Here is a 26052-nt window from a genome sequence, read left to right on the forward strand (position 1 = left end):
ACGGTTATGATGGAATAGTACCAACCTAAAGGTTACGATGTTTATCGCTTCACGATCGAAGCGTCCAGGACCGCTCAAAGACGAGGACTCACGTATGACCGCAAACGACAAGGCCGAGATCATCGAGATCATGAATCTCTACGCCTTCGCGCTCGACGCCCACCAGTGGGATCTGTTCGACCGCGTCTTCACGGACGACGTCCTCGCCGAGTTCGGCCCCGCCGGAGCGGGATGGAAAGGACTCGAGGTCTTCAAGGCGTCGTTCGCCGAATTCCACGACCGGCTGGACAGCCACCAGCACACGATGATGGGCCACCTGGTCGAGGTCGACGGCGACAGGGCTCACGCCTTCAGCTACGGCAACTGGCTTCTCGTGCGCAATGCGGCTGAGGGTGGCCCGACCTGGACCGGAACGGGCTGGTACGACGATGAGGTCGTGCGCACTGCGGATGGCTGGCGCATCAGTCACCGCGTCTGCAAGCTGCAGGGATGGTCAGGCAATCCGAACGTCCCCGAACAGCACAAAGAGCACAACCCCGACATGAACGTCAAGGTGCTGCATGACTTCGCCCAGGCGGGCGACATCGGCTACCTGAAGGCGATTGCCGGGAAATAAGAGACCACGAGCGGGGCAGACGAGTGGACGAGGCGACAGTGTTCGGGTCATCCGGGCGTGTCGATTTTCTGATCGTCGGCGCTGGTCCCGTGGGGCTCGTGACCGCCATCCTTCTCGGGCGCGACGGATGGCGTGTCACGCTCGTCGAGCGGTGGCCGTCGCGCTATCCGATGCCTCGCGCCTGCACGATCGACCACGAGGCCCTGCGCATCCTTCAGTCGGCCGGCGTCATGCAGGAACACGCGGACCTGTTCGAGCCGTCGCGCGGTGACCGCGGGGCTACCAGATCCGCAACGGCGATGGCCTGCTGCTGAGGGCGATCAACTGGAACCGGTCTGCAGAGTCGGGCTGGGCCAACACCAATGGGTTCTATCAGCCCGACCTCGAAGAGGCGCTCGAGTCGATGGCGCTCGCGTCGCCGACGGTCGAGCTTCGCCGGGGCTGGTCTGCAGCATCGGTCACGCAGGACGAGGACGCGGTCACGATTACCGTCTCCAGGACTGGAGACGAATCCCGGCGCGAGCAGCTCCAGGCCCGGTGGCTCATCGCCGCTGATGGCGCGAACAGCGGAATCCGGGAACAGCTCGGCATCGAGAGCGCAGACTCCAACTTCGAGGCGGACTGGCTCGTCGTCGATTATCAGCCGATCGTCGACCGGGACTGGGATGCTTTCGTCACCCAGTACTGCGACCCGGCGCAGCCCGCTACCGCGGTGAAGAGCGGACCCGGCCGGCGCCGGTTCGAGTTCATGCGCCGGGCCGATGTGACGGTCGAAGAGCTGAACCGGCCCGAAACGGCCTGGCGCCTGATGCGACCCTGGGGGGTCACGTCAGAGAATGCGCGTCTCGAGCGTCACGCCGTGTACACGTTCCGCGGACGGTGGGCAAAGGAATGGCGACGGGGCCGAGTCTTCCTCGCAGGGGACGCCGCGCACCTGATGCCACCGTTTCTGGGTCAGGGTTTGTGTGCCGGACTCCGGGATGCGCGGGCGCTCAGCTGGCGGCTCTCGATGGTCGCGTCTGGTCGCGCGTCGACGTCGATTCTCGACTCATACGGCACCGAGCGCATTACGCACGTGCGCGAGATCATCGACGAGGCCGTCGCGCTCGGGCAGATCATCTGCGAACTGGACCCGGTACGCGCGTCGGAACGCGATGCCCGCATGAGCGCCGAACTGAACGATCCGAGCGACTTGACGGTAGAACCGCCCCAACCCCGGCTCGGCGTGCCATCGGTCACCGCGACAGGGGATGATCACGCGGGAACGCTCTCGGTCCAGGGGCGAGTCGAATCGGATGGGGTGGCCGGTCTTTTCGACGACGTCGTGGGTGGCTGCTGGCAGCTCATCGCGCTCGGTGAGGACCCGCTGGCCGAGGTGTCGCCGGAATTGCGCGAATGGTTCCTCGGAATCGGCGGCACGGCAACCCAGATCGCCGATAGCGGTCCGATTCGCGACCTCGACGACACCTACCACGACTGGTTCGAGGCCCGCGGGTGCAGCGTGGTGCTTTCCCGCCCTGACTTCTACATCTACGGCACAGGTGTGCTGGCTGATGTTCCGCGTCTGCTGCAGTCCCTGCGCGACGAATTCTCCAAGGAAGGTGCACTGCAATGACCATGCGAGTCACGAGGATCGGCGACGCCGAACCATTCCAGCCCGAAGGCCACAACGGTGTGGGACCGGTCCGACTGCAGGGCGGTGAGTCAACGCCGACAACCGACTTCACAGTGGCCTTGTCGCACTACCTGCCCGGTGGTGCCGCAGAGCTGGCGCCGCAGCCATCGGAGACGGTCTACGTCATCGTCTCGGGCGAGCTCGTCATGTCGGCCGAGGGACGGGAGGCCGTTCTCGGGGTGTTCGACTCCGTCCACTTCACCCCGGGAACCGTTCGCAGCGTCGAGAACCGCACGAACCTGCCTGCCAGCATGCTGGTCATCCGGGCGACGAGTTAGGCGGCTGGGACATGCGAATCGTCGGTGTAAGACAGAGTGATGGAGGCGTTCTCGTCGGAGCGTTGAGCGAGGACGGTCTCACGGTCGACGTCATCGCCGAGCTGGAGACCTTCTGGGCTTCGCCCGGCACGTTCCTCGCCGAGCCGCCGTCCGGACCGACCCTCGCGGTTCAGCCCGGCGACCTGGTGCCCCCCGTCATCAGAAGTGCCCGCGTCGTCTGCGTCGGGCTCAACTATCTCGACCACGTGAAGGAGGGCTCGTTCCGCGACGAGAGCCTGCCCGAGTTCCCCACCTTGTTCGCCCGGTGGCCGGCATCGCTGACATCCGGTGGGGCAGAGATCCCGGTCCCGTCGGGTGAGGACGGACTCGACTGGGAGGGTGAGGTCATGGCCTGGGTCGGTTCGACACTTGTGGATGCGACACCCGAGGAAGCGCTCGCCGCAGTCGTCGGCTACTCGGCCTTCAATGACGTCACGTCGCGCCGGGCTCAGAAGCAGACCTCCCAGTGGATCATCGGCAAGAACGGTGATAGATCAGGGCCAGTGGGTCCGATGGTTCCGGCGGCGGAGGTCGGCGACCTGCGCGACGGCCTTCAGCTCGAGACGCGGGTCAACGGTGAGGTTGTGCAGCAAGGAAGCACGCGGCAGATGATCTACGGGGTGGGCGAGACGCTCTCGTATATCTCGAAGACGTTCACGGTCAACCCGGGTGACCTCCTCGCCACGGGCACGCCATCCGGAGTCGGCTACGCGCGCACGCCTCCGTGGCTGTTGAAGCCCGGCGATGTCGTCGAGGTCGAGATCGAGAGACTCGGTACGGTGACGAACTCCATCGTCGACAACTCACATCGCCACCGTGCTGCGGATGCCCGCGCGGAATGATCCTGCTCACGGCGGCAAACGGCAATCAGGGCAGGCAGCTCGTTCCCAAGCTGCTCGCCGCAGGGCATCCTGTCCGCGCGTCCGTTCATACGGAAGCATCCGCAGCCGTGCTTCGCGCCGCTGGAGTGACGGATGTCGTGGTCGGCGACCTCGCGGAACCGGACGTGCTCGCCCGCGCGGTTCGCGGCGTCGAACTGGTCTATCACGTCGGCCCGGCGCTCTCGCCTTCCGAACGAGCAGTCGGTTTCGCGATCATCGACGCTGCCCGCTCGGCCGGAGTGCGCCATTTCGTGATGAGCTCGGTCCTGCACGCAATCACCACCGACCTCATCCAGCATGAGGTCAAGCGCGACATCGAGGAGCACCTCCTCTCGTCGGGACTGGAGTTCACCATCCTCCAGCCCGCCAACTACATGCTCGCTCACCGACTCAGACCCGCATTCGAGCGCGGTGTCTTCGAGCTCTCGTGGTCTCTCGACCGGCGGCAGTCGATGGTCGATCTCGGAGACGTCACCGGCGTCGCGGCCATGGTGCTCAGTGATGTCGAGCGGCACGCGGGCGCGACATACGAACTCGTCTCGCCCGGTCGCTTCACCGCCCACGAGCTGGGAGCCATCATCTCGGAGGTGATCGCCGGGCCGATCGAGGTTCGAGAGATCTCCACCGAGACGTTCGCAGAACGGATGCTCGGCGGCGCGGACCCGAGCAGCAAGGAATACGAGCTCCGCGCGATGCGTGCCATCACCGCGCGCTACAGCAGCAACGATTTCGTGGGAAACCCGAACGTGCTGACGTGGCTGCTCGGACGGACCCCGACGACGTTCAAGGACTGGGTGCGGGCGCGGTACGCAGCATGGTCGTCGGGCGGCGCACTCTGATCAGTCAGTGAGTAGTAGGCCGGCGTGCTTCTCGACGGCCTTCTTCACGCGCGGCACGTCACCGTCGATGATCGCCGCGACCAGTTCCTCATGGGTCTCGACGCGGATCTGGAGCCACTCCGCGGCCGTCTCGGGTGCGTCGTCATGGGTGGCTGCAACCGCGTGCTCGCGTACGAACCCCATCATCGACAGGTAGAGCGCCGACGCCGTCTGGTTCGGGGTGATGAGGGCGATGCGCTCGTGCAGGTCCCAGTTGGCCAGGAGGAATTGTGTCGTGCCCTTGGCGGCAGCCGTGGTGAGTCGGCCGAGCAGGCGCTTCATATCGGAGATGTCGGCCGACGTGCGATTCTTTGCTGCGTCGATGTCGATCAGAACCTCGAGCGCCTCACGAACCGCCACGGCCTCGGCGACTGAGGCCGGCGCATCCGTGACCGCGAGCAGCGTGTGCCTGATGCGCACCATGGGACTGGCCGCGGTGGCGAACAGGCCGCCACCACGCCCCGGCCGGATCTCGGCGAGTCCACGATCAGCCAGGAGCCGGATCGCTTCGGCGACGGTCGATCGTGCGAACCCGGAACGCTCCCGGAGCGAGTCGATCGTGCCGATCAGCTCGCCGGGTTTGTATTCGCGGTCGAGGATCTGCTTCTCGATCTCGCTGGCGAGGACATTCGCGCGTGTCTGGGCCGCGAACGTATTCATGCGCTCACCATACCAACCCTCGCAACGATTACTCGTGTTCGCACGGCCACTACGGTCACCAGGACCAATCGTTCGCCGTGAGCTCGGTTCCTTCGCTCGACGTGGTGCGGGTGGAGAGGTGACTTCCGTGTTCGGCGACCTGTGCCTGGTGCTCGCGGAGGGAGTCGTGTGCGAAATCGTGCTCGAAGTCCCGGATCACCGAATGGATGTGATTGCCGCTGTCGACGGCGTTGACCAGCTCGATGAGAAGGGAACGGGTCTGTACGCGGAAGTAGTGCGGCACTCCGCGCACGGAGCCGCCGGCCCACGCGAAGTGGATGGAGGACGGCCCGTCGGCGTCGAGTTGGGCCCGGTATTCGGCAGCCGCTGCTGCAGGAAGCCGCGACAGGTAGGTGTCGATCAGGCTGTTCAGCGTTGCCGACTGCGTCGCGTCGAGGTGGTCGGCGCCGATGCCCGATGGTTCTGCCCGGACCAGCGCAAGAGCCTTTCGGTCAACGGTCGTGATCTGGTACTGGGGCATCCCGAGGTCGTAGTGATCCGGGTACTCGAGAGCGCCGATCAGCGGCACCTGTCGCGAAACGAAGTCGGCGGGCGAGACGTCGTGGATGACGGCGACCGCGCGCTGCTCGTCGGTGAGCGACTCAAGAAGCTGGAAGCCGAGGCCCTCATCGTCGGCCATCGGGTTCAGTACCCCTGCGCCGATCGCCGGCTGCTGACCGAGCGCGCTGGGCGTACCCGAGATCCAGCGCTGGTTGACGACGGTGATGTTGAGACAGACATGATGGCCGAGGAATCGCAGCGACCAGGTGTCTTCGAACCCGGGGCGGCCGAAGATGCTCAGGAAGTACGAATCGGAGGTACGCCAGAGGGGCGCCGCAACGCCGAGGAAGCCCGCCTCCCGTGCGCGCAGCACATGCTCGAGCTGCATGATGGCGAGGACCTTGGTGAAGACCTCGTAGGAGACGCTCATCCGTACGAGCTCGAGCACCACGACCTTCTGGTGGCGGTCGAGATTGTGCAGGGAGACGCCGATCCGGTCGGGCTTGGGGATGATGTCCCAGTCCAGTCGCCGAGGATCGTCGAAGTCGAACAGTGCCGCAGCCCGCTGCTCGGCGGAGAGCGTGTCGATCAGCCCAATCACGCCGACGAGCAGTTTCTGGATCGTCTGTGCGTCTTCGTGGGTCGGCGCGGCCGCCCCGTCGCGGGCCGTCATCGGGCATCTTCCTTGATCATGAAAAGACTATAACGGTTGAGAAGGTTTACTCACAACGGTTCGGCTTGACACTCGCGGAGGGCCGGTCCATAATCAACAAAACATCCCAACCATATGGATGTTAAGCGAAGGAGCTTGCGTGGGCCAGATCGATGCGGCAATCATCGATGCCCCGGGCGCCGAACCGCACGTAGGTCGAGTCGAGTTGCCCGCTCGAGCACCCGGGATGAGCCTCATTGAAGTCATCGCAGCTCCCCTGAATCCACTCGACCTGCAGATCGCCTCCGGCGGCTTCCACTCGGTCCGCCACGATTCCCCGTACGTCCCCGGCAGCGAGTGCGTCGGGGTCGTGGTGGACTCCGATCGCCACCCATCGGGCACGCTGGTCTACGCAGAATGCCATGCCGGGCCGACCACCCCGGGAGCATTCGCAACCCGCGTGCTCGTCGCGGATGACGATGTGCTGACTCTGCCCGAGGGCATCGACCCGGTTCAGGCTGCGGCCGTCGGCAACTCCGGTGTGGCAGCGTTCATCCCCCTGGTCGAGATCGCCGGACTCCGCGCCGGTGAGACGGTCCTTGTCCTCGGAGCGACCGGTGCGGTCGGCCAGCTCGCGGTGCAGATCGCCCATCAGCGAGGCGCTGGACGCGTCGTCGGTGTCGCCCGCGACCCCGAGGCGCTGGCGCGTCTACGTTCGATTGGCGCCGACGCCGTGGTCGAAGTCCGCGCCGGCGAGGCTACCGATGAGCTCGCCACACGCATTCGTGAAGCGGCCGGATCCGCGGACGTCGTCCTTGATTGCCTGTACGGGGCACCCCTGGAGGCTGCGCTTCAGACCTGCGCCCAGCGGGCGCGGATCGTCAACGTCGGCCACCAGGCCGGACCGACGGCAGTGATCCCCGCGGGGACACTGCGCGGCAGGCAACTCACCATGACGGGCTTCGCGGGTCTGCACACACCCCTGAGTGAGAAGCGGGACGCACTGAACTGGATCTGGGGCGCCGTCGTCCGCGGTGAACTGCATGTCGTGGTCAAGTCGGTGCCCCTCACCGAGCTACCCGCAGCGTGGCGTGCCCAGGCGACGTCGCCGCACGCCAAGCACGTCGTCGCACCATCCCGATGAGAGAGAGAAACCAATGAGCACGACCGACACCTTCACCGGTGTGTTCGCCGGGCCGGTCCGCGGTCTCCGTTACGAGACGCCGACGAACTCCGGCATCACGAACGACCGCGGCGAGTTCCACTATCGAACCGGTGAGGCGGTCACCTTTCTCATCGGCGGGCTGGTGCTGGGATCCGTCGACGGGGCTCCGCAGGTGAACCTGGCCGAACTCGTCAATCGTGCCGATGGGAAAGTCGACAGGCTCCACGACCCGATGGTGACCAACCTCGCGCGGTTGGTGCAGACACTCGATCAGGACGGCGACTACGAGAACGGCATAACGGTCGCGCCGGTTGTCCACGAGGTCGTTGGCCCGCTGACGCTCAATTTCAACCAGGCCGCCACTGATGCGGCCGAGATCGATCCTGAGGCCGTCGCTGCCAACGCCCCTGGTACGGCGGCGATGGTCGCCTTCTCGACAGACCAGACCATCACCTTCGCCAGCGACCCTGCAGTCACCGGACTGCTCGCCACGCTCAGCGCCACGCCCGGCGTCTTCACCGCGAACACACCACGGAAGCTGCGCAACGGTGCCGCCGCACGCAACGAACTGCGCCGAAACATTCGCGGCATCATCAAGCTCACCGACGTGAGGATTCCATTGCGCGATGGGTCATACGTCTGCGCCGACATCTTCCGCCCAGCCGACGACGGCCAGCATCCCGTGGTCATGAACCAGGGGTTCTATGGCAAGAGCTTCGACCACGGTGTGATCGGAAGCGAGGCGGATGCCCAGAAGAAGGAGGAGCTGGAAGACCGCTACTTCACAGGCAACCCGGACGGCCTCCAGTACGAGAACCACGAGAGCGTCGACTCCTCTGTCTGGGTTCCGAAAGGCTATGTGTGCATCCGGGTCGACGCCCGGGGCGTCGGCAACAGCCCGGGGCTGCAGGCGCCGTTCAGCGTCCAGCAGGCCGAGGACTACTACGACGCGATCGAGTGGGCGGGTACGCAGCCCTGGTCGAACGGCAACGTGGGCCTCTGGGGGATGTCGTACCTGGCCATCACCCAGCACACGGTCGCGAGCCTGCAGCCACCGCATCTCAAGGCGATGATCGCGCTCGGAACCGACTCCGACCTCTACAACGAGGCCCTCTACGGCGGCGGCCTCTACGGCGAGGGCTTCTGGACCTGGTGGCGAGCTGCGATGGCCGGACACAACTACAACGGCGAACGCCAGGAGACCGACTGGCTCGCCAGCATGCTCGCGACCCCATTCGACGATCCGGCCGCGTACGGCCCGCAGGGCTCGATCTTCATGAAACCGCAGATCGAGAAGGCGACCGCGCCCGTGTGGATCGTTGGACCCCAGACCGGAGTAGTGATCCACCAGGCGGGCAGCAGTGAGACCTTCCGGCGGTCGACTGGGGTGCAGGCGAAGAAGTTCGATTTCGTGGATGCATGGTTCCCGCACAGCTACAAGCAGTCGACGATCGCCGAACACACGCGCTTCTTCGATCACTGGCTCAAGGGTCAGGAGAACGACGTGATGGATGGCGCTCCGGTGCGTGTGCAGGTGCGCACCGGCAATGGTGCGCACTACGTTCTCGAGGAAGCCGAATGGCCAATCGCGCGCACCTCCTACCTGCGCTGGTATCTGGACGCGACGCCGTCGGAGTGGACCGGGGATGCGCGCCGCAGCGACATCCTGCGCATCGGCACGACCATACCGAGCGCGGAAGCGTCCGCGAGCTACGACGCCGAGCTCGACCGCGGTCATCCCATCCCCGCGCCGACCGGCTACGTCGGCGGCACGCCGCGGTGGTCGACGGGAGTCTCCTTCATCAGCGAACCGATGCCCGAGGACATGGTGCTCGCCGGCTACATGAAGGCCGGATTGTGGGTGTCATCGAGCAGCAGTGACCTCGACGTCTACGTCTCGCTCCGGATCATCGATGAGAACGACCGCGAGATCCGCTATGAGTCGCTGGTGCCACCGATCGACCCGGCGAACATCCACCCGGCAGGGCACGGCCTGCTGAAGGTCTCGCACCGCACGCTCGACGAGGACCGGTCGACCGACTTCTGGCCCGTGCACACGCATCTCGAGGCGGACTACCAGCCCCTCGAAAGCGGCGAGGTCGTGTACATCGAGGTCGGGATCAACCCGAGCACCGCCCTGATCCGCAAGGGCTCCCGGCTGCGGGTCGACATCCAGCCGTATTCACCGGCAGGCATCCCGTCGAGGGCGTACGACGAGAGCTACCACGCCGGAGCGACCAACACCATCCACACCGGACCCGAACATCCCAGCTTCATACAGCTGCCGATAGTGCCAGAGAACGAAAACAGGAGATGACGACTGTGCTTGCCACGCGAGACAACGCCGAGAGACTTGCGACGATCCTCGAGAGCGTCCGCGCGCTCGGACCCACCCTGCGCGAACGGGCAGTCGAAGCGGAACGCGCCGGACGCCATTCCGACGAGACCATCGCCGACCTGGACGCGACCGGCGTCTTCAGCATCGGGAGCCCCGCCGAATACGGGGGAGACGAACTCACCGTTCGACAGCAACTCGACGTCATCATCGAAGTGTCGAAGTGGGATGGCTCGGCCGGGTGGATCGCCTGGGCGGGCGCCTCGACGAACTGGATCCCCGCCGGAATGGGACCTCAGGTCATCCAAGAGGTCTACGGCTCACCCTGGGTCGGCCCGCGCGTAGCCGGCTCCAGCCACTTCCCCGCCTCGCGCGGGCGCGCGAAGAAGGTGGACGGCGGCTGGATCGTCTCGGGCGGTCCGTGGACCTTCGGGAGCGACTCGCTCTGGACACCGTTCACCAACCTCGGATGCATCGCCGACGATGGCGAGGGACCGTACCTGGTGGGACTGCAGGTCCCGATCGACCAGCTCCGCTTCCTCGACGACTGGAAAGTCGCCGGCATGCGCGGCACCGGAAGCGTCTCCATCACCCTCGAGGGCGACGAGCTGTTCGTGCCAGATTACCGAGGCGTCGATTTCCGTCAGATCACCTCGGGTGCGATCGAGAGCGGGCTCTCGGGATCGATCTGGAAGGCGCCATCGCTCGGTTGGTCATTCAGCCTGATGGCCGGAATGTCGATCGGGATCGCCCAGGGCGCGCTCGAACGCTTCCTGGAGCGCTCCGCCGGCCGTCCCATCCGCGGCACCACCTACAAGAATCAACTCGAGGCGCCGCTGACCCACCTGATGCTCGCGGAGGTGCACTCCAAGATCCAATCGGCGATCCTGATGACGCGCGCAAACGCGGAAGAGACCGACCGGCTCGGCGCGCTCGCCGCGGCCGGAGAGCCGGCCGATCCCGAATACATGCAGAAGTTCAGCGCGCGTGTGCTCGTCGAGACGGCGTATGGGGCCAAGTGGTGCGCCGAGGCGATCGAGCTTCTTCAGCGGAACTCAGGGTCCACAGCGATCATGGACTTCGAGCCCATCCAACGATCTTGGCGGGATGCGCGCATCATCACCCTGCACGGCGCGCTGAACCTCGAGGCACTCTCCGAGAACTACGGACGGCTGATGGCTGGGCTGCAGCCGCACCAGTTCGCGGGCATCACCACCTTGGACCGCTTTGCGCCGACCGCGGCCAAGGCAGGCAGTTAGCGGCTGGACGGGCGGGACGCGTCAGGCCGCGCGGGTTCAGAAAGGATACCTACCGGGTTCGCTGCTCATCGTCGTCATCCGGAGCTCCGTGAAATCTTCGACCGCGTAGTAGCCGGAGCGGCCCCATCCACTGTCTTTGACTCCGCCGACGGGCAGCGCGGCTTCGCTGGCCATGGTCGGCGCGTTCACGTGGACTATGCCTGCGTCGAAGCGCTGGGCCATCTCCAGACCGCGCGCGCGGTCGCGCGTCATGATCGAGGCGCTCAGTCCGTACGGGGTGTCCTGTGCGTCGCGCAGAGCGACCTCGGGGTCGTCGAACTGGTCGACGACCAGCAGTGGACCGAACGTTTCGTCGGCCCCGGTCGTGCAGATCGCATCCGGTGGCACGTGGGTGAGGATCGTGGGCGCGTACACCCGCCCCTCACGGGTCCCGCCGGTGACCAGGGTCGCACCCCGATCCAGCGCGTCCCGGACCCGGACTTCGATCTGGTCGACTGCACGATCATCGATCAGTGGTCCGATGATGACCTCCGGGTCTGTCGGGTCGCCCATCTTGAGCGCTCGAACCCGGTCGGCGAGGCCGGAGACGAACTCGTCGTGGATCGATCGGGCGACGTACACCTTGCGCGAGTTCATGCAGACCTGGCCTTGATGGAGGAATGCGCCGAAGGTCACGGCCCTGATCGATTCCGCGAGGTCCGCGTCTTCGAGGATGATGACCGGGTTGAACCCGCCGAGCTCCAGGACCATGCGCTTCAGCGCCCTGCCGGCCCGCTCGCCGAGGATGCGAGCGGTCTTGTCCGAGCCGGTGAAGTTGATGCAGCGCACCGCGGGGCTCTCGAAGAAGACGTCGGCGATCGAGGCCGCCTCCCCGGGCGCGTGCGTGACAACATTGAACGAACCTGCGGGAAATCCGGCCTCTTCGAGAATCTCGGCGTGGATCAGCCCAGCCGACCTGGGCGCCAGTTCCGACGGCTTGATGACGGTCGTGTTACCGAAAGCCATGGGCAGCAGGAAGGTTCGCCACGCCAGGTAGAACGCTCCGTTCCACGGAGTGAAGCCGGCGACGACGCCGAGCGGTTTGCGCGTGACCATCGCGATCCTGCCGGGGGTGTCGCTGCGCAGGACATCGCCCGCCGGCAGGTAGCCCCAGCTCGCCGCCTGGCGCAGCATCGCCGCCGACAAGCGGATCTGGAATGTGGAGAAGGCCCGGCTGGCTCCGCCTTCGACGGCCATCAGATGGACCAGTTCCTCGGTCCTGCGCTCGACGATGTCGGCCGCCCTGAGGAAGAGCCGTTGGCGCGCACCAGGAGTCATGTCGGCCCATGCGGGGAAAGACGCCGCCGCCGCAGCAACCGCGGCTGCGGCCTCCGTTGCGCCGCCGGCAGCAGCCTCCGCGACGAGCTCGCCGTTGAACGGATTGACGACGGGAAATGTGGGTCCCCCGGGCAGCGTCCATTCGCCGTTGATGAAATGTGTTGTCACGATGGTGCCCATCTCAGATGCCAAGGAGCGATTCGGCGTTGCCGTGGGCGATCCGCTCTCGATCGCTATCTTTCACGGGTGCGGACTCGAGGTAGGTCGTCGCCCGCTTGCTGTCGGCGAACGGGTGGTCGACCGAGAACAGAACGCGATCCACTCCGAACGCGGAGAGAGCGCAGAGCAGGGGCCCATCCGAGTTGTAGCCCGATGTCGTGAGGTACAGGTTCCGTCGCAGCGTCTCGGCGACGGTCGATGACAGTCCGGTCACGACGGGAGTGAGCATGTCCTCGATGCGATCGAGGTGGAACGGCAGCCCCTCGCCCATGTGCCCGATGACGATCCTGAGGTCCGGCAGCTCTTCGAACACCCCTGCTACGACCATCCGGAGTACGTGCATCGCGGTCTCCGAGTGCCAGCCCCATCCCGATGTCGACAGGCACGCACTGACCTCCGCTGGCAGGCCGGAGTAGTAGGAGTCGAACACCGCTGCCGGCGGGGGCGCGGGATGCAGGTAGATCGGCACATCGAGTCGAGCGGCGGCCGCGAGGATCGGCCGTACCGATGGGTGATCGAGAAAGACGCCGCGGGTCTGGCCGTGAATCATGGCGCCGAGAAAGCCGAGCTCCTCAACACAGCGGGTGAGCTCCGCCACGGCTGCCGCGGGATCGGTCATGGGCAACGCCGCGAACGCCCGGAATCGGTCCGGATACGTCGACACGGTCTGCGCCATGCGGTCGTTGAGTTGACGGTTCACCTCGAGGGACTGCGCAGAATCGAGGTCCTTGACGAAGTAGCTCAGGGCGGAGAGGACCTGGATGTCGATCCCCGCATCGTCCATGACCTTCAGGCGGCCTTCGCCCAGGTCGTCGAGCTGTGCCGCCCGCTTGCCGGCACGCAGGCCCAGGTCGAGGCCGGCAGACTCGATGATGTCCCGGGGAAGCATGTGCTCTTCGATGGCGATGATCTTCATCGAACTCTCCCGTCGTTGGGTGGATCGGCGAATGGCGCCTGTCAGACCCGACGAACACCCGCACACCACACGCAAGTGATGGAACGGGTGTTGGCGATGTCAGCGGTGGGGTCACTGTCGAGAAGTACGAGGTCGGCACGGAGGCCTGGGGCGATACGACCACGATCGTCGAGCCCGAACTGCCGCGCCGCCAGTGACGTCGCCGCATTCAACGCCTCGACCGGAGTGAGTCCGGCGCGCACCAGCAGCCCGAGCTCGTCGTGCAGGCTCACGCCGAACGGCGGCGAAGCCGGTGCCGCCGGGGTCGCGTTGGCGTCGGTGCCCGCGAGGATCGTCATACCTGCCGCCCTGAGGGCTGCAACCGACTCGCGTGCCGGGGCGTATCTCGGGCCGGGGATGCCCGCAGCCGCCAGCCGGTCGACGATGCCTTGCATCATCGTGAGTGTCGGCACGATCACAGTGCCGGCAGCCACGAGTTCGGAAGCCTGGGCGGCCTCGATCGGCGCATCGAGGGGAGCGTGGGTCAGGATGTCCACGCCGGCCCTCTGGGCCATGTCGACCGCATCCCGTCGCGACGCGTGGGCCACGACCTGCAGACCGCGCGCATGCGAAGCGGTGACCAGAGCGTCGACGGTCTCCTGGTCGAAGCCGGGAAGGTCGATGACGATCTTGATGTAGTCGGCTCCCTGCGCTGCATGGTGCGCAACCCAGGCATCCGCATCCGCCGCCCCGGCGACGAGCGCCTGCTGAGCTGCCGGAATCGCTTTCAGGCGCTCAGCGTGGGCGCTCGCCGGGGAGGTCGCTGCCATCAGCGGACTGCGGATGTCGGTGACCCCGCTCAACCCGCGCAACGCGTCGACGAGGGGAGGTGGCGAGCTCATGTCGAGCCCCGTCGTAACGCCGTAAGCGGAAAGCGCCTCCAAGGTCTCGCGCCCGGACAGGTGGATGTGGCAGTCGATGAGGCCCGGGATGAGGTAGCCGCCCGAAGCGACCTCCTCTGCGCCGTCGGCATCCGTTCCGATGACGTCGCCGTCGATCACGACATCTTCGGGCACACCAAAGGCATCGTCACGATAGACGCGGACTCCTCGGAGGACGGTACGAGTCACGCCGACACCTTGGCAGCGCACTGCAGGGCGAAGTCCAGTTCGCCGTTCTGGAATTCGGCGGTCGGGCGGTGGAAGTCGATGCAGTGACCCGCGCCGAGCTGCAACTGAGCGTCGACGGATGCCGCCGACGTGAATCCGGAGCGGTACTCGTCGACCTCGTCCTGGCTGGTCACCCAGAGGTGATCGAACTCCGCCTGGCGGTGATGTACCGGCACGGTGACACGGCCGCAGGTCTCGGCGCGCCGTTCGATCCACCCGCCGGTGATGTCGAGCAGTTCGGCCTTGGGCACCAGGGTGTTCGAGGGGTAGCTCGCGGCGGGCATTGTCTCGTCGTAGGTATCGGCCGGCCCGAACATGAGCTGGTCCTTCATCTGAACCGGCAGGTCGATCATCGGGATGGGAGGCAGTGCCGCCCACGCTCCGGCGGACTCCGCCGGCACGCGCACGAGGCATCCGGACGTCGCGAGCCCGAGCAGCGGCCATGACTGGGGGGTCGCCGCGATCGACGTCGCGACAGCGCCTCCGATGGAGTGGGCGACGAGGACAACACCGGCGGTACCCGTGCCGTACTGCTCCCAGAGCGAGCCGATGGCATCACCGATGACCTCAGCGTTGGCGAGGATGATCGATCCGTCCGACGTCAGTGGTGTGGAGTCGACGTAGTTGGGCCGGTCGAGTGCGATGACCGGGATGCCTCGCTCGGTGGCGATGTCGAGGAGGGAGTGGCCGGGAATGTCGAAGTACTCCGAGGAGTACGTGCCGCCGTGCAGCGCGATGATCAGCGGGGCATCCGGGCGGATCTCGAGGTCGTCACCGATGTTGGTACGGCCGCTGAATGTGAAGCCGGATGCTGCTCCCGAGCCGTGCACGGAGTGGGTGAGTGGAGTGGACATCGTCGTCCTTTCGGGTTGAGGGTGTGGGGTTAGGGTTCGTCAGAGGTGGGGGACGGACAGTGCGGCGCGCACCTCCGCGCCGACGTCGAGTGACGCAGCGAGGTCGCGATGATCAGCGCGGCGCGCCAGGATCGCCGCACCCTTGAGCTCGGCCGGAAGGTCGGCGGGACGGGCGATGACGAGGAAGTGGAAGTGCGGGTAGTTCTCGCCGAAGCTCATGAAGTACACCGTTGGTGCGCCCGTCGCCTCCTCGATGCCGGCGACCAGTCGCTGCGACAGGGGTCCGAACCCGGCGAGTTCGTCTGCGGAGGGGCCTGCCCATCCTTCGGCGTGGCGGCGCAGCCGCAGAATGAACCATCCGGGAACGTCGTATCCATCGGCGATCTCGCACGACCAGGTCTCGTCGCGGTAGACGATGCGCGCTGCATCCGCCTCTTCGAGGTCACAGGGGAGGCAGTCGCTCACGCGCGCACTCCGAAAATCGGAACCGACATCCAGGCCTCGCTACTCTCTACGATATATTCCGCATGCTAAGTGATTTCAGCGTCGGGCACAACCCGCGGGTTCCGCAGGTGTCAGTGCTCCTCGAGAGGGCAGATGTAGTCGAGGATGCGACTCTCGTTGGTGCTCAGGTGCACGCGGAGCGCTTCGGCCATGGCGTCAGGGTCGTCGACAAGCGCGGCATCGCGCAGGATCCGGTGGGTCTCGTAGCGGCGGGCGCGTTCTTCCTCGGTGATGCGCGTCGGGTCGAAGACGAGGTGGGTGTAGCGCTCGGCCGCGAACCAGAGCGTGTGCAGCACGCGGTCGTCCCACTCGTTGGCGGCCGGGTGGACCAGGGCCTGGTGGAAGTCGTAGTGCCCCTGCCAGGCGACCTCGGGGTCGAGATCGCGGCTCGCCTCGAGCAGCGCGTCGAGTTCGGCGACTTCTGGCTGTGAGCGTTTTCCGGCGGAGGCGCCGGCGAGCGGCAGCTCCACCTCGTAACGAAGGCGGTAGATCGCCTTGAGGTCGGCTGAACTGAGCGGGGCGACGCTTGCAGCGCGGGCCTGACGCAGCACGATCAGACCCTGCCCTTCGAGCCGGCGGAGCGCCTCACGGATCGGGATGTGGCTGACGCCCAGCTGCTCGGCGAGATCGCGGATGGAGAACTCGGCGCCCGCGGGCAGGGCGCCTGTGAGGACGGCACGTCGGATCTCGGCCGTCACCAGGTCGACGGCTGAGTTGTTCGCGGATGCTATCGAGCGCACCTGTCCCTGAATCGCCACGCAGCTCTCCTCGCTTTCGCCTCTTCACATCGTGCCACGTCGCCGAGAGGGTGTTGGGTACGCGCCCGTGGTGGAGTATAGGATATACCCTACCTCCACCTCACCCTGATCTCAAAGGAGAGACCATATGCCAGAGAACAAAGCCGCGAGCTGGCCGGCTAACCCTCCTAAGCTGCACCACACCACCTTCACCACGCTGCGCATGAACCAGATGGTGGAGTGGTACGGACTCGTCTGTGGCCTCCGGCCTGTCTTCCAGAGCGACGAGGCGTCGTGGCTGACGAACGACGAGGCGAATCACCGCATCGCCTTCCTCTCACCCCCCGGGCTCAAGCACCCGACGGACAAGGGCCACGAGACGGGCATCCACCACACGGCCTTCGAGTTCCACACGTTCGACATGTGGATCAACAACTACATCCGGCTGCGCGATCACGGCATCAAGCCCTTCCTGCAGCTCGACCACGGCATCACGATGTCCGTCTACTACCAGGACCCGGACGGCAACGGCGTCGAGATCCAGGTCGACGGCTTCGGTGACTGGGCCGACTCGAGCGAGTGGATCGCCAACGCCAAGGAGTTCGCCGAGAACCCGATCGGCACGTGGTTCGACCCTGAGAAGCTCGTCGCGGCTCGCGAGGCAGGGCTGTCGTTCCAGGAGATCCACGAGCGCACGCGCGCCGGGGAGTACCTGCCTGAGTTCATCCCCGAGGACATCTTCCTGCCCGAGGTGTGGTGACCAGTCACGTTCCCGTTGTCGTTGTCGGGGGCGGACCGGTCGGCCTGACGACGGCACTGGAGCTGGCTCATCATGGCATCGCTTCGCTGGTCGTCGAGCCTCGCACGGCGGTCGACCACTCGAGGCCGCGTGCAAAGACCACGTCGGCGCGCTCGATGGAGTTGTTCCGGCGCACGGGAGCCGCCGCCGAGATCCGCGCCCGCGCAGCGATCCCTGTGGCGTGGTCAGACGAGGTGCGATTCTGCACGACCGCCGGGGGGCATGAGATCACCAGGCTGAGCGGTGTCCTCGGACTCGAGCTGATCGACTCCGACCTCACGGCGGAGGCCGCGCAGCAGGTGACGCAGTCCGCGGTCGAGGAGGCGCTTCGGGCGATGCTCGAAAGCCGACCGCTCGTGTCGACCCGCTACGGCAGCCGAGTGATCGCAGTCGACATCACGGGCGATCGGCCCAGGATGCACATCGAGGACGCAGACGGCGCGGTCGAGGTGGTCGAGGCCGACTACGTCATCGGTGCCGACGGCTCGCGCAGCATCGTGCGCGCGAATCTCGGCGCACGGTACGAGGGCGCAGCAGCCGGCCGGCCGAACGTCAACATCACCTTCCGTTCCGCTCAGCTCGAATCACTGCTGCCCGCACGCCCCGCGATCCACCACTGGGTGCTGAACCCGGAGTTTCCGGGAGTGGTCGGCCCGCTTTCGCTCGACGGGGAGTGGTGGGCGATCTCGACCGGGACCGAGTCCATCGCGGATGACGATGAAGCGGCCGCCATCGTGCGTGGCCTGGTCGGAGCAGACATCGACGTCGAGGTGCTCGCGACCGATCCGTGGCAGGCGCGGATGCTGCTGGCCGACTCCTACGGTTCGGGTCACGTCTTCCTCGTCGGCGACTCCGCACACCAGAATCCGCCGTGGGGTGGCCATGGCTACAACACGGGTGTCGGAGATGCCGTCAACCTCGCCTGGAAACTTGCGGCAGTCCTGAACGGATGGGCGCCACGGGACCTGCTCGACAGCTATGAGGCGGAGCGCCGGCCGATCGCCCAGCAGACGATCGATCTCGCGGCAGGCAACATGCGTGCGCTTTCGCACGACCTGACGACTCCCGCGCTCATGGCTGAGGGCGACGCCGGCGCCGAAGCGCGGGCGTCGGCCGCTGTCGCCATCGAAGACGTCAAACGTGCCGAGTTCTACAGCCTCGGCCTGGTGCTGGGCTACAGTTACGGTCCGGATGCTCCGGCCCAGGCGCCGGCGCCGGAAACCTACGTTCCGCTCGCTGCGCCCGGCAACAGGCTGCCGCACAGTCGCAACACCGCGGGCGAGTCGCTCTTCGACCTTCTCGGGCCGGAGTTCACCGTGCTCGGCGGCGACCCCGATCTCTGGATGCGCGCTGCAGCCGCACGGGGCCTCCCCCTGGTTCACGTCGACCCTGTCGCGGAGGGCTTTCCGCCGGTCGCGCACGACCGCGTCGTGCTCGTCCGTCCCGATCAGCACATCGCGTGGATCGGCGACCCCTCGGACGACCCCGATTCGGCGTTCGACATCGCCCTGCACGGTTTCACGACTTCACACTGACGCACACCCCCGAAAGGAACTCGCATGCGCATAGCCAACACCGCCGGCCGGCTCGTACTGGTCGATGGAGACCGCATCCTCGACGTGGAGTCCGCGAGCGAGGGTCGGTTCGACGCAGACCCCGCTCTCGTGTTCTCCCGCTGGGACGAATTTACCGAGTGGGCCGGCTCGATCGACGTCGGAGGGCATCCTGATGCTGCGCCAGTCGGTGACGCGGAGCTCGGTGCGCCGTCACCGCGCCCGCGCCAGGTGATCGGCGTCGGGCTCAACTACGCCGATCACGCGGCGGAGTCAGGCCTCGCCATCCCGGAGTACCCAGTCGTCTTCACCAAGTTCGCCTCGTCGGTGAGCGGGCCGTCGACCGTGGTGCGGCTTCCGGGGGACACCGTGGACTGGGAGGCCGAGCTTGTGGTCGTGATCGGTCGTGGCGGTCGGCACATCCCGATCGAGAGGGCGCGCGAACACATCGCGGGCTACACCGTCGGGCAGGACCTCTCGGAGCGCACCGTCCAATGGCTCGGCCAGCCGGCGCAGTTCAGCATGGGCAAGTCGTACGAGGGCTTCGCACCGACGGGGCCTGTGCTCGTCACACTCGACGAGTTCGCAGACCCGCGGCGCCTTGCGATCTCCACGACGATCGTCTCGCCCGACGGTACCGAGACCGCTGTGCAGCGTGGCAACACCGAACAACTGATCTTCACGGTCGATGACCTCGTCAGCCGACTGTCAGAGGTCATCGAATTTCTTCCGGGAGATCTCATCTTCACGGGCACGCCGTCCGGCGTCGGCGCTGGGATGGACCCGAAGCGGTTCCTCGTCGCAGGGGAGACCCTTGTCACCGAAATCGAGGGCATCGGAACGATCACCCAGCGTTTCGTCGCAGGCGACGCCGCGTGATCCTTGTCACCGCCGCGAACGGCAACCAGGGGCGGATGCTCGTCCCGAAGCTGATCGCGGCGGGCGAGCCCGTTCGGGCACTCGTCCAGTCAGAGGCGTCTGCGGCCCACCTGCGCGCGCTCGGAGTCGACGATGTGCTGGTCGGTGACGCAGCAGACCCGCGCCTGATCGCCCAGGCCGTGGACGGCATCCGGGCGATCTATCACGTCGGACCGACCCTGCACCCGGATGAACGAGGAATGGGCTTCGCGATCATCGACGCTGCACGCGCGGCGGGCGTCGAGCATTTCGTCTTCAGCTCCGTGCTCCACTCGATCGTCACCGATCTGGTGCAGCACGAGATCAAGCGGGACGTCGAGGAGCGCCTCCTCTCGTCTGACCTCGAGTTCACGATCCTGCAGCCGTCGAACTTCATGCTGCCGCTCAAGCTCCGCCCGGCGTTCGAGCGAGGCGTCTTCGAGTTGTCGTGGTCGCTCGATCGGCGCCAGTCGCTGGTGGATCTCGACGACGTCACCGATGTCGCCGTCATGACCCTGAGCGATCCCGAACGACACGCAGGAGCGACCTACGAACTCGTCGCGCCGGGCAGGTTCACGGCCTTCGAGCTGCGCGACGTCATCGCCGGCGTGATGGGCCGTTCCATCGACGTTCGCGAGATCGACGCCGACACCTACGCCAGGGCATGGCTGGGGGAGCGCGACCCGGCCGACGCCCCCCACCAGCTCGCTGTACTGCGATCGATCTCGGCTCGCTACAGCGCTCACGACTTCATCGGGAACCCGAACGTCCTCACCTGGCTGCTGGGCCGGCAACCGACGAGCTACGAGACATTCGTGACAAGAGAGTGGAACAGCTTCACGCAGAGCACCACCTAGCCGCACCACATCGTTACCCCGCTCAGAACCCTCTGCTTACCCCACCAGGTCGAGGGCGGCACGCACGATGCTGTCGACGTCGATGCCGTGATAGCGGTACACCGCGTCGAGCTCGCCCGCCTGGCCGAACCGTGAGACGCCGAGGTGGCGTGCCTTGACCCGGTTGATCCCGGCGAGGAACGCGAGCGTGTTGGGGGTGGCCGTCGAGAACAGTCACCATGGGCCGTGCGCGGTCGGACGGGAACACCTGGTCGAGGATCCACGACGGGGCATCCGATTCGCTGTGCCGCGCCTGCGCGGCCTCGAAAAGCAGGCCGGCGCTGGTGACGCACACCACGTCGGCCTGAACGCCCATCCCGGCGAGCCGGTCTGCGGCGGCCAGCGCCTCCGTCACCATCGCGCCCATCGTCACGATCGTGGTCTGGGGCTCGGCGGTGGCGCGCAGCAGGTAGCCGCCCGCGACGACCTGGCGACGGCGACGTTCACGCGCGGCCGGGTCATCGGGGACCGCGGCCAGCTTCTGGTCGACCGGCCTCGTCGAGAGGCGCAGGTAGGCGGACTTGCCACCCGGGCGACCCAGCTGGCCCATCGCCGCCAGGAGGGTCCACTCGACATCCACCACGAAGGCGGGCTCGTAGCTGATGCAGTCGGGCTGCTCGAGGCCGATCGACGGCGTCTTGATCGACTGGTGTGCGCCGCCTTCGGCTGCGAGGGTGACGCCGGACGGTGTGCCGACCAGGATCGACTGGCCGCCCGCGTACATTCCGTACGACCACGGCTCGAGTGCGCGCTCGACGAACGGGTCGTAGATGGTGCCGATCGGAAACAGGGTCTCGCCCCAGCGGCTCCACGTCGTGCCCAGCTCACTGATGAGGCTGACCAGGTTGACCTCCGCGATGCCGAGTTCGATGTGCTGGCCGGTGGGCCGTTCCCGCCAGTGCAGGAGCGTCTCCCCGTCGTCGTCGAACCAGTCGCGCCGCTCGGTGGTCGACCAGACTCCGACCTTGTTGATCCAGCCGGCGAGGTTGGTGCTCGACGAGACGTCGGGACTGACGGTGACGACGCGACGGGCGGCATCCGGTGCGACTCTCCTGAGGTCGAGCAGCGCGCGACCGAGCGCCGCCTGCGTGGTTCCGGATCCGGTCGGCGTGTGGCCGAGGTCGGTCGGCACGGCGGGCGGCTGACTGACGGCAATGGACTGGCGTTCCAGGCGCGACGCCGTGCCGTGGCAGATCATGCCGGGAGCGGATTCGGGTGCGAAACGCGACCAGGGTGCATCCGTCCGCTCGCCGAGTGCAGAAGCGAGCTCCTCGTACTGTTCCACCGACAGGAGTGAGGAGTGGTTCTGAGGGTGGCCTTCGATCGGCAGGCCGTGCCCCTTGACCGTGTACGCGAGGATGACCGTGGGGCGGGAGTCGTCGATCTGAGCGTACGCGTCGCGGAGCGCGTCGAGATCGTGGCCTCCGAGATTGCGGATGCCCGCCAGCAGTGTCGCGTCGTCGATGCCCGCGATCAGCGCGGCGATCTCCGCTGCGCGCTCACCGCCACCGGGCAGACGGACCCGCAGTTCGTCGGCCGTGCACCGCAGCAGCCGCTGGTATTCGGCGTTCGACATGTCGATGATGCGGATCCTCAGGGCATCGCCGCCTGGACAGCTCATGAGCTCCTCGAGAAGTCGACCGAACCGCACGGTGATCACCTGCCATCCGGCGGCGTCGAACAGTTTTGCGATCTTGCCTGCGGCGATGTTAGGAACAACCCGGTCGAGCGACTGCCGGTTGAGGTCGACGATCCAGACGATTTCGCCGAGGTCCTGCACGGCTGAATCGAGCACGGCCTCCCAGATCGCGCCCTCGTCCAGTTCGGCGTCGCCGAGCAGCGAGTACTGGCGGCCGCGATTGGGCGTGCCGGTGAGCGTCTCGGTGTAGCGACGCGACATCGCACCCCAGATCGGAGCGGTGGCCCCGATGCCGACCGACCCGGTCGAATAGTCCGCCGGGTCGGGATCCTTCGACCGGCTCGGGTAGCTCTGGAGTCCACCGAATTGGCGGAGGGTGGTGAGGTACCGCTCGTCCAGCGCCCCCAGCAGGTAGTTGATGGCGTGCAGCACCGGCGACGCATGCGGCTTCACCGACACGCGATCCTCAGTGCGCAGCTGTTCGAACCAGAGCGAGGTCATGATCGTGACCATCGACGCGCTCGACGCCTGGTGGCCGCCGACCTTCAAGCCGGAGGTGTTCGGCCGCACCCGGTTGGCGTGGTGCACCATCGACGTCGCGAGCCAGAGCACGCGCTGCTCGATCTGGCGGAGCGCTTCGTCGTATGGGGTCTGAGCGGCGGGTGTCGCCGGCGGCTGGGGTGCGACAGTGGCGGTGGTGGTCATCATTGATCCTTCACAACGTGAGGTTTGGCGGCGGCCGCCATGAGGCGGGGTCACTCTCCGGACGGCCGCGGTACTCCTCTTGTGGAGAAGGCTTGAGGGCGCGCGTGCTGCGCAACGCTTGTCGCAATTGCAACAGACGCGCCCGCTCTGCGCAACAGAGTCGCTATAGGATGCGCATAATGATCAAACCGGCGGCACATCCGCCTGGAGAGGATGAGCACTGTGGACAAATCGCACACCGCTGACGCGATCGACGTGGCGCTCCTGAGGGAGCTGGTGGCGCATCCGGATGCCACCAACCTCGCGCTCTCCGAAGCCACCGGTCTTGCGCGTAACACCGTGCGGGCCCGGCTCGCGCGGTATGCCCAGGAGGAGGCGCTTCACTCGTTCGAGCGCCGCATCGACCCCGCCTTCCTCGGGTTTCCGCTGCAGGCCTTCATCATCACCACGGTCAAGCAGCGCAAGCTCGGCTCCGTCTCGGGCACGCTCGCTGAGGTGCCGGAGGTGCTCCAGGTGCACGGTCTGTCCGGAGTGGCGGACCTTCTCGTGCATGTGGTCGCGCGGGATGCGGACGACCTCTACAGGATCGCCGGCCGCATCCTCGCGATCGAGGGAGTCAAGCGCACGACTACCGGCCTGGTGATGGGGGAACTCGTCGAATACCGCATCGCGCAGTTGATCGGGGCCACCGCGCACTAGAGGGGCGCGTCGCGGAGGTAGGCCACCGCTTACGAGGGAACGGCGGCTGTCGGTTGCTCGCCGACCGTGCGATCCGGCGGGTGACCCGCCCCGTCTTCGGTGGCGGCATCCCACAACGGAACAGTGATCAACTCAGTGATCGCCGCCTCGAGGCTCGCGGCAAGCGGGATTCCGTCCGGGTCGTCGAGCCATTGGCGTTGCAGTCCCTCTTCGAGTGCGAGAAGCCGGACTGCTGCCGCGGTGGGGTCGATACCCGGGGCGAGGATTCCGGCGTGCTTGGCGCCGCGGAGCGCCCACGCGATTCCCTTGCGGACGCGGCGATAGTTCTCGTGGACGTAGTCGTGGGCCGGGTGCGTGGGCGAGGTCGACTCGGCGGAGACGACGACGTAGAGCTGCACCAGGCCGGGCACGGTCTCGTTGTGCCGGGCGAGGGCGACCATTCCTCGCAGGACGCCCAGGCCGTCAGGACGACTCGAATCGTAAGCCCGGAAGATGTCCCGGTCCATTGCCTCCCGGCGGTCGAGCACCGCGATGAGGAGTTCCTCTTTGGACCGGAAGTGGTGCAGGAGGCCGGCGCGGGTGAGGTTGCAGGCAGCCGCGATCTCGAGGATGGAAGCGCCCGAGTAGCCGGCGTTCGCGAACGCCGTGACGGCAGCGCGGAGGATCTCCTCGCGGCGCGCACGCCCCTTCGGGTAGCCCATGCTTTCCATTCTCCCTGACTCGATCAACGCGTTTCGGCGCGTCACACACCCTCGATTAGGAAAACCTACACCAGTGAGGGTATCTTTGCCGCGTCGGCAGCGCGCCGGCCTCGAGACAAGGGAGTCCCTGTGAGCACATCCGTTGAGGACGGGCAGCCAACCCGTACCGGCACTGCACCGATCGACCAGAGCACAGCGCCCAAGCCGGCACGCGAACCACGCGGGTTCGCGTTCACCTATTGGCTTGCGACCTACGGCCTGTTCCTCGGGATCCTGACCCCGATCACCGGTGGACTCGCCGTGCGTGTCCAGGACATGGTCGGCCTGGCAGCGGCCCCGTCGGTTCTCGGACTGGTGATGGGTGTCGGCTCGTTCTTCGCGCTCTTCGCACAGCCGCTCGCCGGCCGCCTGTCTGACCGCACGACCTCCCGGTTCGGCATGCGGCGGCCCTGGATCCTCGGCGGCGTGATCGTCGCGGGCGTGACCCTCGCTCTCGTCGGCGTCGTCCCGAGCGTGTGGATGCTGCTGATCGTCTGGTGCATCGCTCAGCTCGCGAGCAACTTCGCACAGGGCCCCGAGACCGCAGCAGTCGCCGACCAGGTACCCCATCGGCGCCGAGGATTCATCAGCGGCCTTGCCGGCACCGCGACCCCCGTCGCGATCCTCACGGGCGCCATCATCCTGAACGCTGCGCCCAACGACGCGCTCCGCAGCTTCGTCCCCGCGCTTCTCGCGACCGCGTTCGGCTTGCTGTTTGTATTCACGCTCAAAGACCGTGTGCGCGCCGAACCCCCCGCGGAGAAGTTCAACCTGAAAGAGTTCTTCGGAACCTTCTACTTCAACCCTCGCACCCATCGCGACCTCGGCTGGGCATGGCTCACCAAAGCAATGATCATGTTCGCCTTCGGTGCGCTCAGCGGATTCCTGACCCTGTTCCTCGGCACGCAGTTCCACATGGCCGTCGCGCAGCAGCTCGGATTCAACCTGAGCGCCACGATGATTCAGGTGGCCGCCATGGTCGTCGTCAGCCTGATCGCCGGCAAGTGGTCCGACAAGATCAACCGTCGTAAGCCCTTCGTCATCGTCGGCGGCATCCTCGTCGGCCTCGGGGTGATCGTCGTCGCCCTGTCGGCGCTGGTCGGGCCGGCCGGACTCACCATGATCCTCGTGGCTGAGGCGATCATCGGCATCGGCGCCGGTATGTTCTTCGGCGTCGACCAGGCACTCTGCATCGACGTGCTCCCCGACAAGGAGAACATGGCGAAGGATCTCGGCGTGCTGAACATCGCGAACACGCTTCCGGCCATGATCGCCCCGCTGTTCGCGGGCTCGATCTTCATCCCGCTCGGCACGGCGCTGTTCGGTGGCGGCTACACCGTGTGGTTCATCGTCGCAGGGCTCGTCGGCATCATCGGCGGCCTGCTCGTCATGAAGATCCGCAGCGTCCGCTGACACAGACCCGGGGGAGGGCTTCGGTGACCCTGACCCTT

The 26052-nt window shown here is 66.5% G+C and carries 24 protein-coding genes and 1 pseudogene; 15 read left to right on the plus strand and 10 right to left on the minus strand.

Annotation, left to right across the window (positions count from 1 at the left end; translation table 11 throughout):
• The first annotated feature begins 94 nt into the window (after window positions 1-94).
• Genes ACPPVQ_RS00335 through ACPPVQ_RS00360 form a run of 6 tightly spaced genes read left to right on the plus strand, consistent with a single transcriptional unit; the run spans window position 95 to window position 4328 of the window.
• Window positions 95-616, plus strand: a complete 522-nt coding sequence (locus ACPPVQ_RS00335; protein ID WP_426517454.1) for a nuclear transport factor 2 family protein — start codon at window positions 95-97, stop codon at window positions 614-616.
• 23 nt (window positions 617-639) lie between these two features.
• Window positions 640-930: an FAD-dependent monooxygenase gene (locus ACPPVQ_RS00340; protein ID WP_426517456.1), complete on the plus strand. Its 291-nt coding sequence runs from the start codon at window positions 640-642 to the stop codon at window positions 928-930.
• Between the two features lie 5 nt (window positions 931-935).
• Entirely contained in the window at window positions 936-2231 is a 1296-nt protein-coding gene (locus ACPPVQ_RS00345) for a bifunctional 3-(3-hydroxy-phenyl)propionate/3-hydroxycinnamic acid hydroxylase (protein ID WP_426521349.1), read from the plus strand.
• On the plus strand, window positions 2228-2569 hold the full coding sequence (locus tag ACPPVQ_RS00350; RefSeq protein ID WP_426517458.1) for a cupin domain-containing protein: 342 nt from the start codon (window positions 2228-2230) through the stop codon (window positions 2567-2569). Before ACPPVQ_RS00345 ends, ACPPVQ_RS00350 begins: the two co-directional genes overlap by 4 nt.
• A gap of 11 nt (window positions 2570-2580) precedes the next feature.
• The gene (locus ACPPVQ_RS00355; protein ID WP_426517460.1) at window positions 2581-3450 is read left to right on the plus strand and encodes a fumarylacetoacetate hydrolase family protein; all 870 of its coding nucleotides are present in this window, start codon (window positions 2581-2583) and stop codon (window positions 3448-3450) included.
• Complete coding sequence (locus ACPPVQ_RS00360) at window positions 3447-4328, plus strand: SDR family oxidoreductase (RefSeq protein WP_426517462.1); 882 nt, start codon at window positions 3447-3449, stop codon at window positions 4326-4328. Before ACPPVQ_RS00355 ends, ACPPVQ_RS00360 begins: the two co-directional genes overlap by 4 nt.
• On the opposite strand, the gene ACPPVQ_RS00365 is transcribed toward ACPPVQ_RS00360, so the two are convergent.
• Both ACPPVQ_RS00365 and ACPPVQ_RS00370 read right to left on the minus strand, forming a co-directional pair.
• Window positions 4329-5027, minus strand: coding sequence for a FadR/GntR family transcriptional regulator (locus tag ACPPVQ_RS00365; protein WP_426517464.1), 699 nt, complete (start codon window positions 5025-5027; stop codon window positions 4329-4331).
• Window positions 5028-5082: 55 nt separating this feature from the next.
• Window positions 5083-6240 (minus strand): DUF3500 domain-containing protein, encoded by a 1158-nt coding sequence (locus tag ACPPVQ_RS00370; RefSeq protein ID WP_426517466.1) that lies wholly within the window; start codon window positions 6238-6240, stop codon window positions 5083-5085.
• A 226-nt stretch (window positions 6241-6466) separates the two neighbouring features.
• Here ACPPVQ_RS00370 and ACPPVQ_RS00375 point away from each other — a divergent pair, with 226 nt between their 5' ends.
• Genes ACPPVQ_RS00375 through ACPPVQ_RS00385 form a run of 3 tightly spaced genes read left to right on the plus strand, consistent with a single transcriptional unit; the run spans window position 6467 to window position 10978 of the window.
• Window positions 6467-7363 (plus strand): quinone oxidoreductase family protein, encoded by an 897-nt coding sequence (locus tag ACPPVQ_RS00375; protein WP_426517468.1) that lies wholly within the window; start codon window positions 6467-6469, stop codon window positions 7361-7363.
• A gap of 13 nt (window positions 7364-7376) precedes the next feature.
• A complete protein-coding gene (locus ACPPVQ_RS00380) occupies window positions 7377-9701 on the plus strand; it encodes a CocE/NonD family hydrolase (protein ID WP_426517470.1) in 2325 nt (774 codons plus the stop codon).
• A complete protein-coding gene (locus tag ACPPVQ_RS00385) occupies window positions 9698-10978 on the plus strand; it encodes an acyl-CoA dehydrogenase family protein (RefSeq protein ID WP_426517472.1) in 1281 nt (426 codons plus the stop codon). Before ACPPVQ_RS00380 ends, ACPPVQ_RS00385 begins: the two co-directional genes overlap by 4 nt.
• Before the next feature lie 36 nt (window positions 10979-11014).
• Here the strand turns inward: ACPPVQ_RS00385 and ACPPVQ_RS00390 are convergent, their stop codons facing one another.
• The 6 genes from ACPPVQ_RS00390 to ACPPVQ_RS00415 all read right to left on the minus strand — a co-directional run bounded on the left by ACPPVQ_RS00390 (window position 11015) and on the right by ACPPVQ_RS00415 (window position 16694).
• On the minus strand, window positions 11015-12487 hold the full coding sequence (locus ACPPVQ_RS00390; RefSeq protein WP_426517474.1) for an aldehyde dehydrogenase family protein: 1473 nt from the start codon (window positions 12485-12487) through the stop codon (window positions 11015-11017).
• Window positions 12477-13430, minus strand: a complete 954-nt coding sequence (locus ACPPVQ_RS00395) for an amidohydrolase family protein (protein WP_426517476.1) — start codon at window positions 13428-13430, stop codon at window positions 12477-12479. The genes ACPPVQ_RS00390 and ACPPVQ_RS00395 overlap by 11 nt, the downstream gene beginning before the upstream one ends.
• Window positions 13431-13471: 41 nt before the next feature.
• Window positions 13472-14539: an amidohydrolase family protein gene (locus ACPPVQ_RS00400; protein ID WP_426517478.1), complete on the minus strand. Its 1068-nt coding sequence runs from the start codon at window positions 14537-14539 to the stop codon at window positions 13472-13474.
• Window positions 14536-15432, minus strand: a complete 897-nt coding sequence (locus ACPPVQ_RS00405) for an alpha/beta fold hydrolase (protein WP_426517480.1) — start codon at window positions 15430-15432, stop codon at window positions 14536-14538. The genes ACPPVQ_RS00400 and ACPPVQ_RS00405 overlap by 4 nt, the downstream gene beginning before the upstream one ends.
• Before the next feature lie 39 nt (window positions 15433-15471).
• On the minus strand, window positions 15472-15897 hold the full coding sequence (locus ACPPVQ_RS00410; protein ID WP_426517482.1) for a hypothetical protein: 426 nt from the start codon (window positions 15895-15897) through the stop codon (window positions 15472-15474).
• Window positions 15898-16007: 110 nt separating this feature from the next.
• A complete protein-coding gene (locus tag ACPPVQ_RS00415) occupies window positions 16008-16694 on the minus strand; it encodes a GntR family transcriptional regulator (protein WP_426517484.1) in 687 nt (228 codons plus the stop codon).
• A gap of 127 nt (window positions 16695-16821) precedes the next feature.
• Here ACPPVQ_RS00415 and ACPPVQ_RS00420 point away from each other — a divergent pair, with 127 nt between their 5' ends.
• Genes ACPPVQ_RS00420 through ACPPVQ_RS00435 form a run of 4 tightly spaced genes read left to right on the plus strand, consistent with a single transcriptional unit; the run spans window position 16822 to window position 20779 of the window.
• Window positions 16822-17433, plus strand: a complete 612-nt coding sequence (locus ACPPVQ_RS00420; RefSeq protein ID WP_426517486.1) for a VOC family protein — start codon at window positions 16822-16824, stop codon at window positions 17431-17433.
• A complete protein-coding gene (locus ACPPVQ_RS00425; RefSeq protein WP_426517488.1) occupies window positions 17430-19007 on the plus strand; it encodes an FAD-dependent monooxygenase in 1578 nt (525 codons plus the stop codon). Before ACPPVQ_RS00420 ends, ACPPVQ_RS00425 begins: the two co-directional genes overlap by 4 nt.
• Window positions 19008-19031: 24 nt before the next feature.
• Window positions 19032-19904 (plus strand): fumarylacetoacetate hydrolase family protein, encoded by an 873-nt coding sequence (locus ACPPVQ_RS00430; RefSeq protein WP_426517490.1) that lies wholly within the window; start codon window positions 19032-19034, stop codon window positions 19902-19904.
• Window positions 19901-20779 (plus strand): SDR family oxidoreductase, encoded by an 879-nt coding sequence (locus ACPPVQ_RS00435; protein ID WP_426517492.1) that lies wholly within the window; start codon window positions 19901-19903, stop codon window positions 20777-20779. The genes ACPPVQ_RS00430 and ACPPVQ_RS00435 overlap by 4 nt, the downstream gene beginning before the upstream one ends.
• Before the next feature lie 36 nt (window positions 20780-20815).
• Here ACPPVQ_RS00435 and ACPPVQ_RS00440 read toward each other — a convergent pair.
• Window positions 20816-23165 (minus strand): annotated as a pseudogene (locus tag ACPPVQ_RS00440) (transketolase-like TK C-terminal-containing protein).
• Between the two features lie 219 nt (window positions 23166-23384).
• Between ACPPVQ_RS00440 and ACPPVQ_RS00445 the strand changes: the two are divergent.
• Complete coding sequence (locus ACPPVQ_RS00445; protein WP_426517494.1) at window positions 23385-23861, plus strand: Lrp/AsnC family transcriptional regulator; 477 nt, start codon at window positions 23385-23387, stop codon at window positions 23859-23861.
• Between the two features lie 29 nt (window positions 23862-23890).
• Here the strand turns inward: ACPPVQ_RS00445 and ACPPVQ_RS00450 are convergent, their stop codons facing one another.
• On the minus strand, window positions 23891-24562 hold the full coding sequence (locus ACPPVQ_RS00450) for a TetR/AcrR family transcriptional regulator (RefSeq protein ID WP_426517496.1): 672 nt from the start codon (window positions 24560-24562) through the stop codon (window positions 23891-23893).
• Window positions 24563-24691: 129 nt separating this feature from the next.
• Here ACPPVQ_RS00450 and ACPPVQ_RS00455 point away from each other — a divergent pair, with 129 nt between their 5' ends.
• Window positions 24692-26014, plus strand: coding sequence for an MFS transporter (locus ACPPVQ_RS00455; protein ID WP_426517498.1), 1323 nt, complete (start codon window positions 24692-24694; stop codon window positions 26012-26014).
• The last annotated feature ends 38 nt before the right edge of the window (window positions 26015-26052 follow it).

This window comes from Leifsonia sp. McL0618 (assembly GCF_049994905.1).
Taxonomy (GTDB): Bacteria; Actinomycetota; Actinomycetes; order Actinomycetales; family Microbacteriaceae; genus Diaminobutyricibacter.

What these genes read in the sequence shown, in the direction of transcription:
- ACPPVQ_RS00430 (WP_426517490.1), top strand. Translation starts at nt 19,032, where the DNA reads ATGCGCATAGCCAACACCGCCGGCCGGCTCGTACTGGTCGATGGAGAC.
- ACPPVQ_RS00385 (WP_426517472.1), top strand. Translation starts at nt 9,698, where the DNA reads ATGACGACTGTGCTTGCCACGCGAGACAACGCCGAGAGACTTGCGACG.
- ACPPVQ_RS00450 (WP_426517496.1), bottom strand. Translation starts at nt 24,562, where the DNA reads ATGGGCTACCCGAAGGGGCGTGCGCGCCGCGAGGAGATCCTCCGCGCT.
- ACPPVQ_RS00395 (WP_426517476.1), bottom strand. Translation starts at nt 13,430, where the DNA reads ATGAAGATCATCGCCATCGAAGAGCACATGCTTCCCCGGGACATCATC.
- ACPPVQ_RS00365 (WP_426517464.1), bottom strand. Translation starts at nt 5,027, where the DNA reads ATGAATACGTTCGCGGCCCAGACACGCGCGAATGTCCTCGCCAGCGAG.
- ACPPVQ_RS00380 (WP_426517470.1), top strand. Translation starts at nt 7,377, where the DNA reads ATGAGCACGACCGACACCTTCACCGGTGTGTTCGCCGGGCCGGTCCGC.
- ACPPVQ_RS00375 (WP_426517468.1), top strand. Translation starts at nt 6,467, where the DNA reads ATGAGCCTCATTGAAGTCATCGCAGCTCCCCTGAATCCACTCGACCTG.
- ACPPVQ_RS00420 (WP_426517486.1), top strand. Translation starts at nt 16,822, where the DNA reads ATGCCAGAGAACAAAGCCGCGAGCTGGCCGGCTAACCCTCCTAAGCTG.
- ACPPVQ_RS00360 (WP_426517462.1), top strand. Translation starts at nt 3,447, where the DNA reads ATGATCCTGCTCACGGCGGCAAACGGCAATCAGGGCAGGCAGCTCGTT.
- ACPPVQ_RS00335 (WP_426517454.1), top strand. Translation starts at nt 95, where the DNA reads ATGACCGCAAACGACAAGGCCGAGATCATCGAGATCATGAATCTCTAC.
- ACPPVQ_RS00350 (WP_426517458.1), top strand. Translation starts at nt 2,228, where the DNA reads ATGACCATGCGAGTCACGAGGATCGGCGACGCCGAACCATTCCAGCCC.
- ACPPVQ_RS00405 (WP_426517480.1), bottom strand. Translation starts at nt 15,432, where the DNA reads ATGTCCACTCCACTCACCCACTCCGTGCACGGCTCGGGAGCAGCATCC.
- ACPPVQ_RS00355 (WP_426517460.1), top strand. Translation starts at nt 2,581, where the DNA reads ATGCGAATCGTCGGTGTAAGACAGAGTGATGGAGGCGTTCTCGTCGGA.
- ACPPVQ_RS00370 (WP_426517466.1), bottom strand. Translation starts at nt 6,240, where the DNA reads ATGACGGCCCGCGACGGGGCGGCCGCGCCGACCCACGAAGACGCACAG.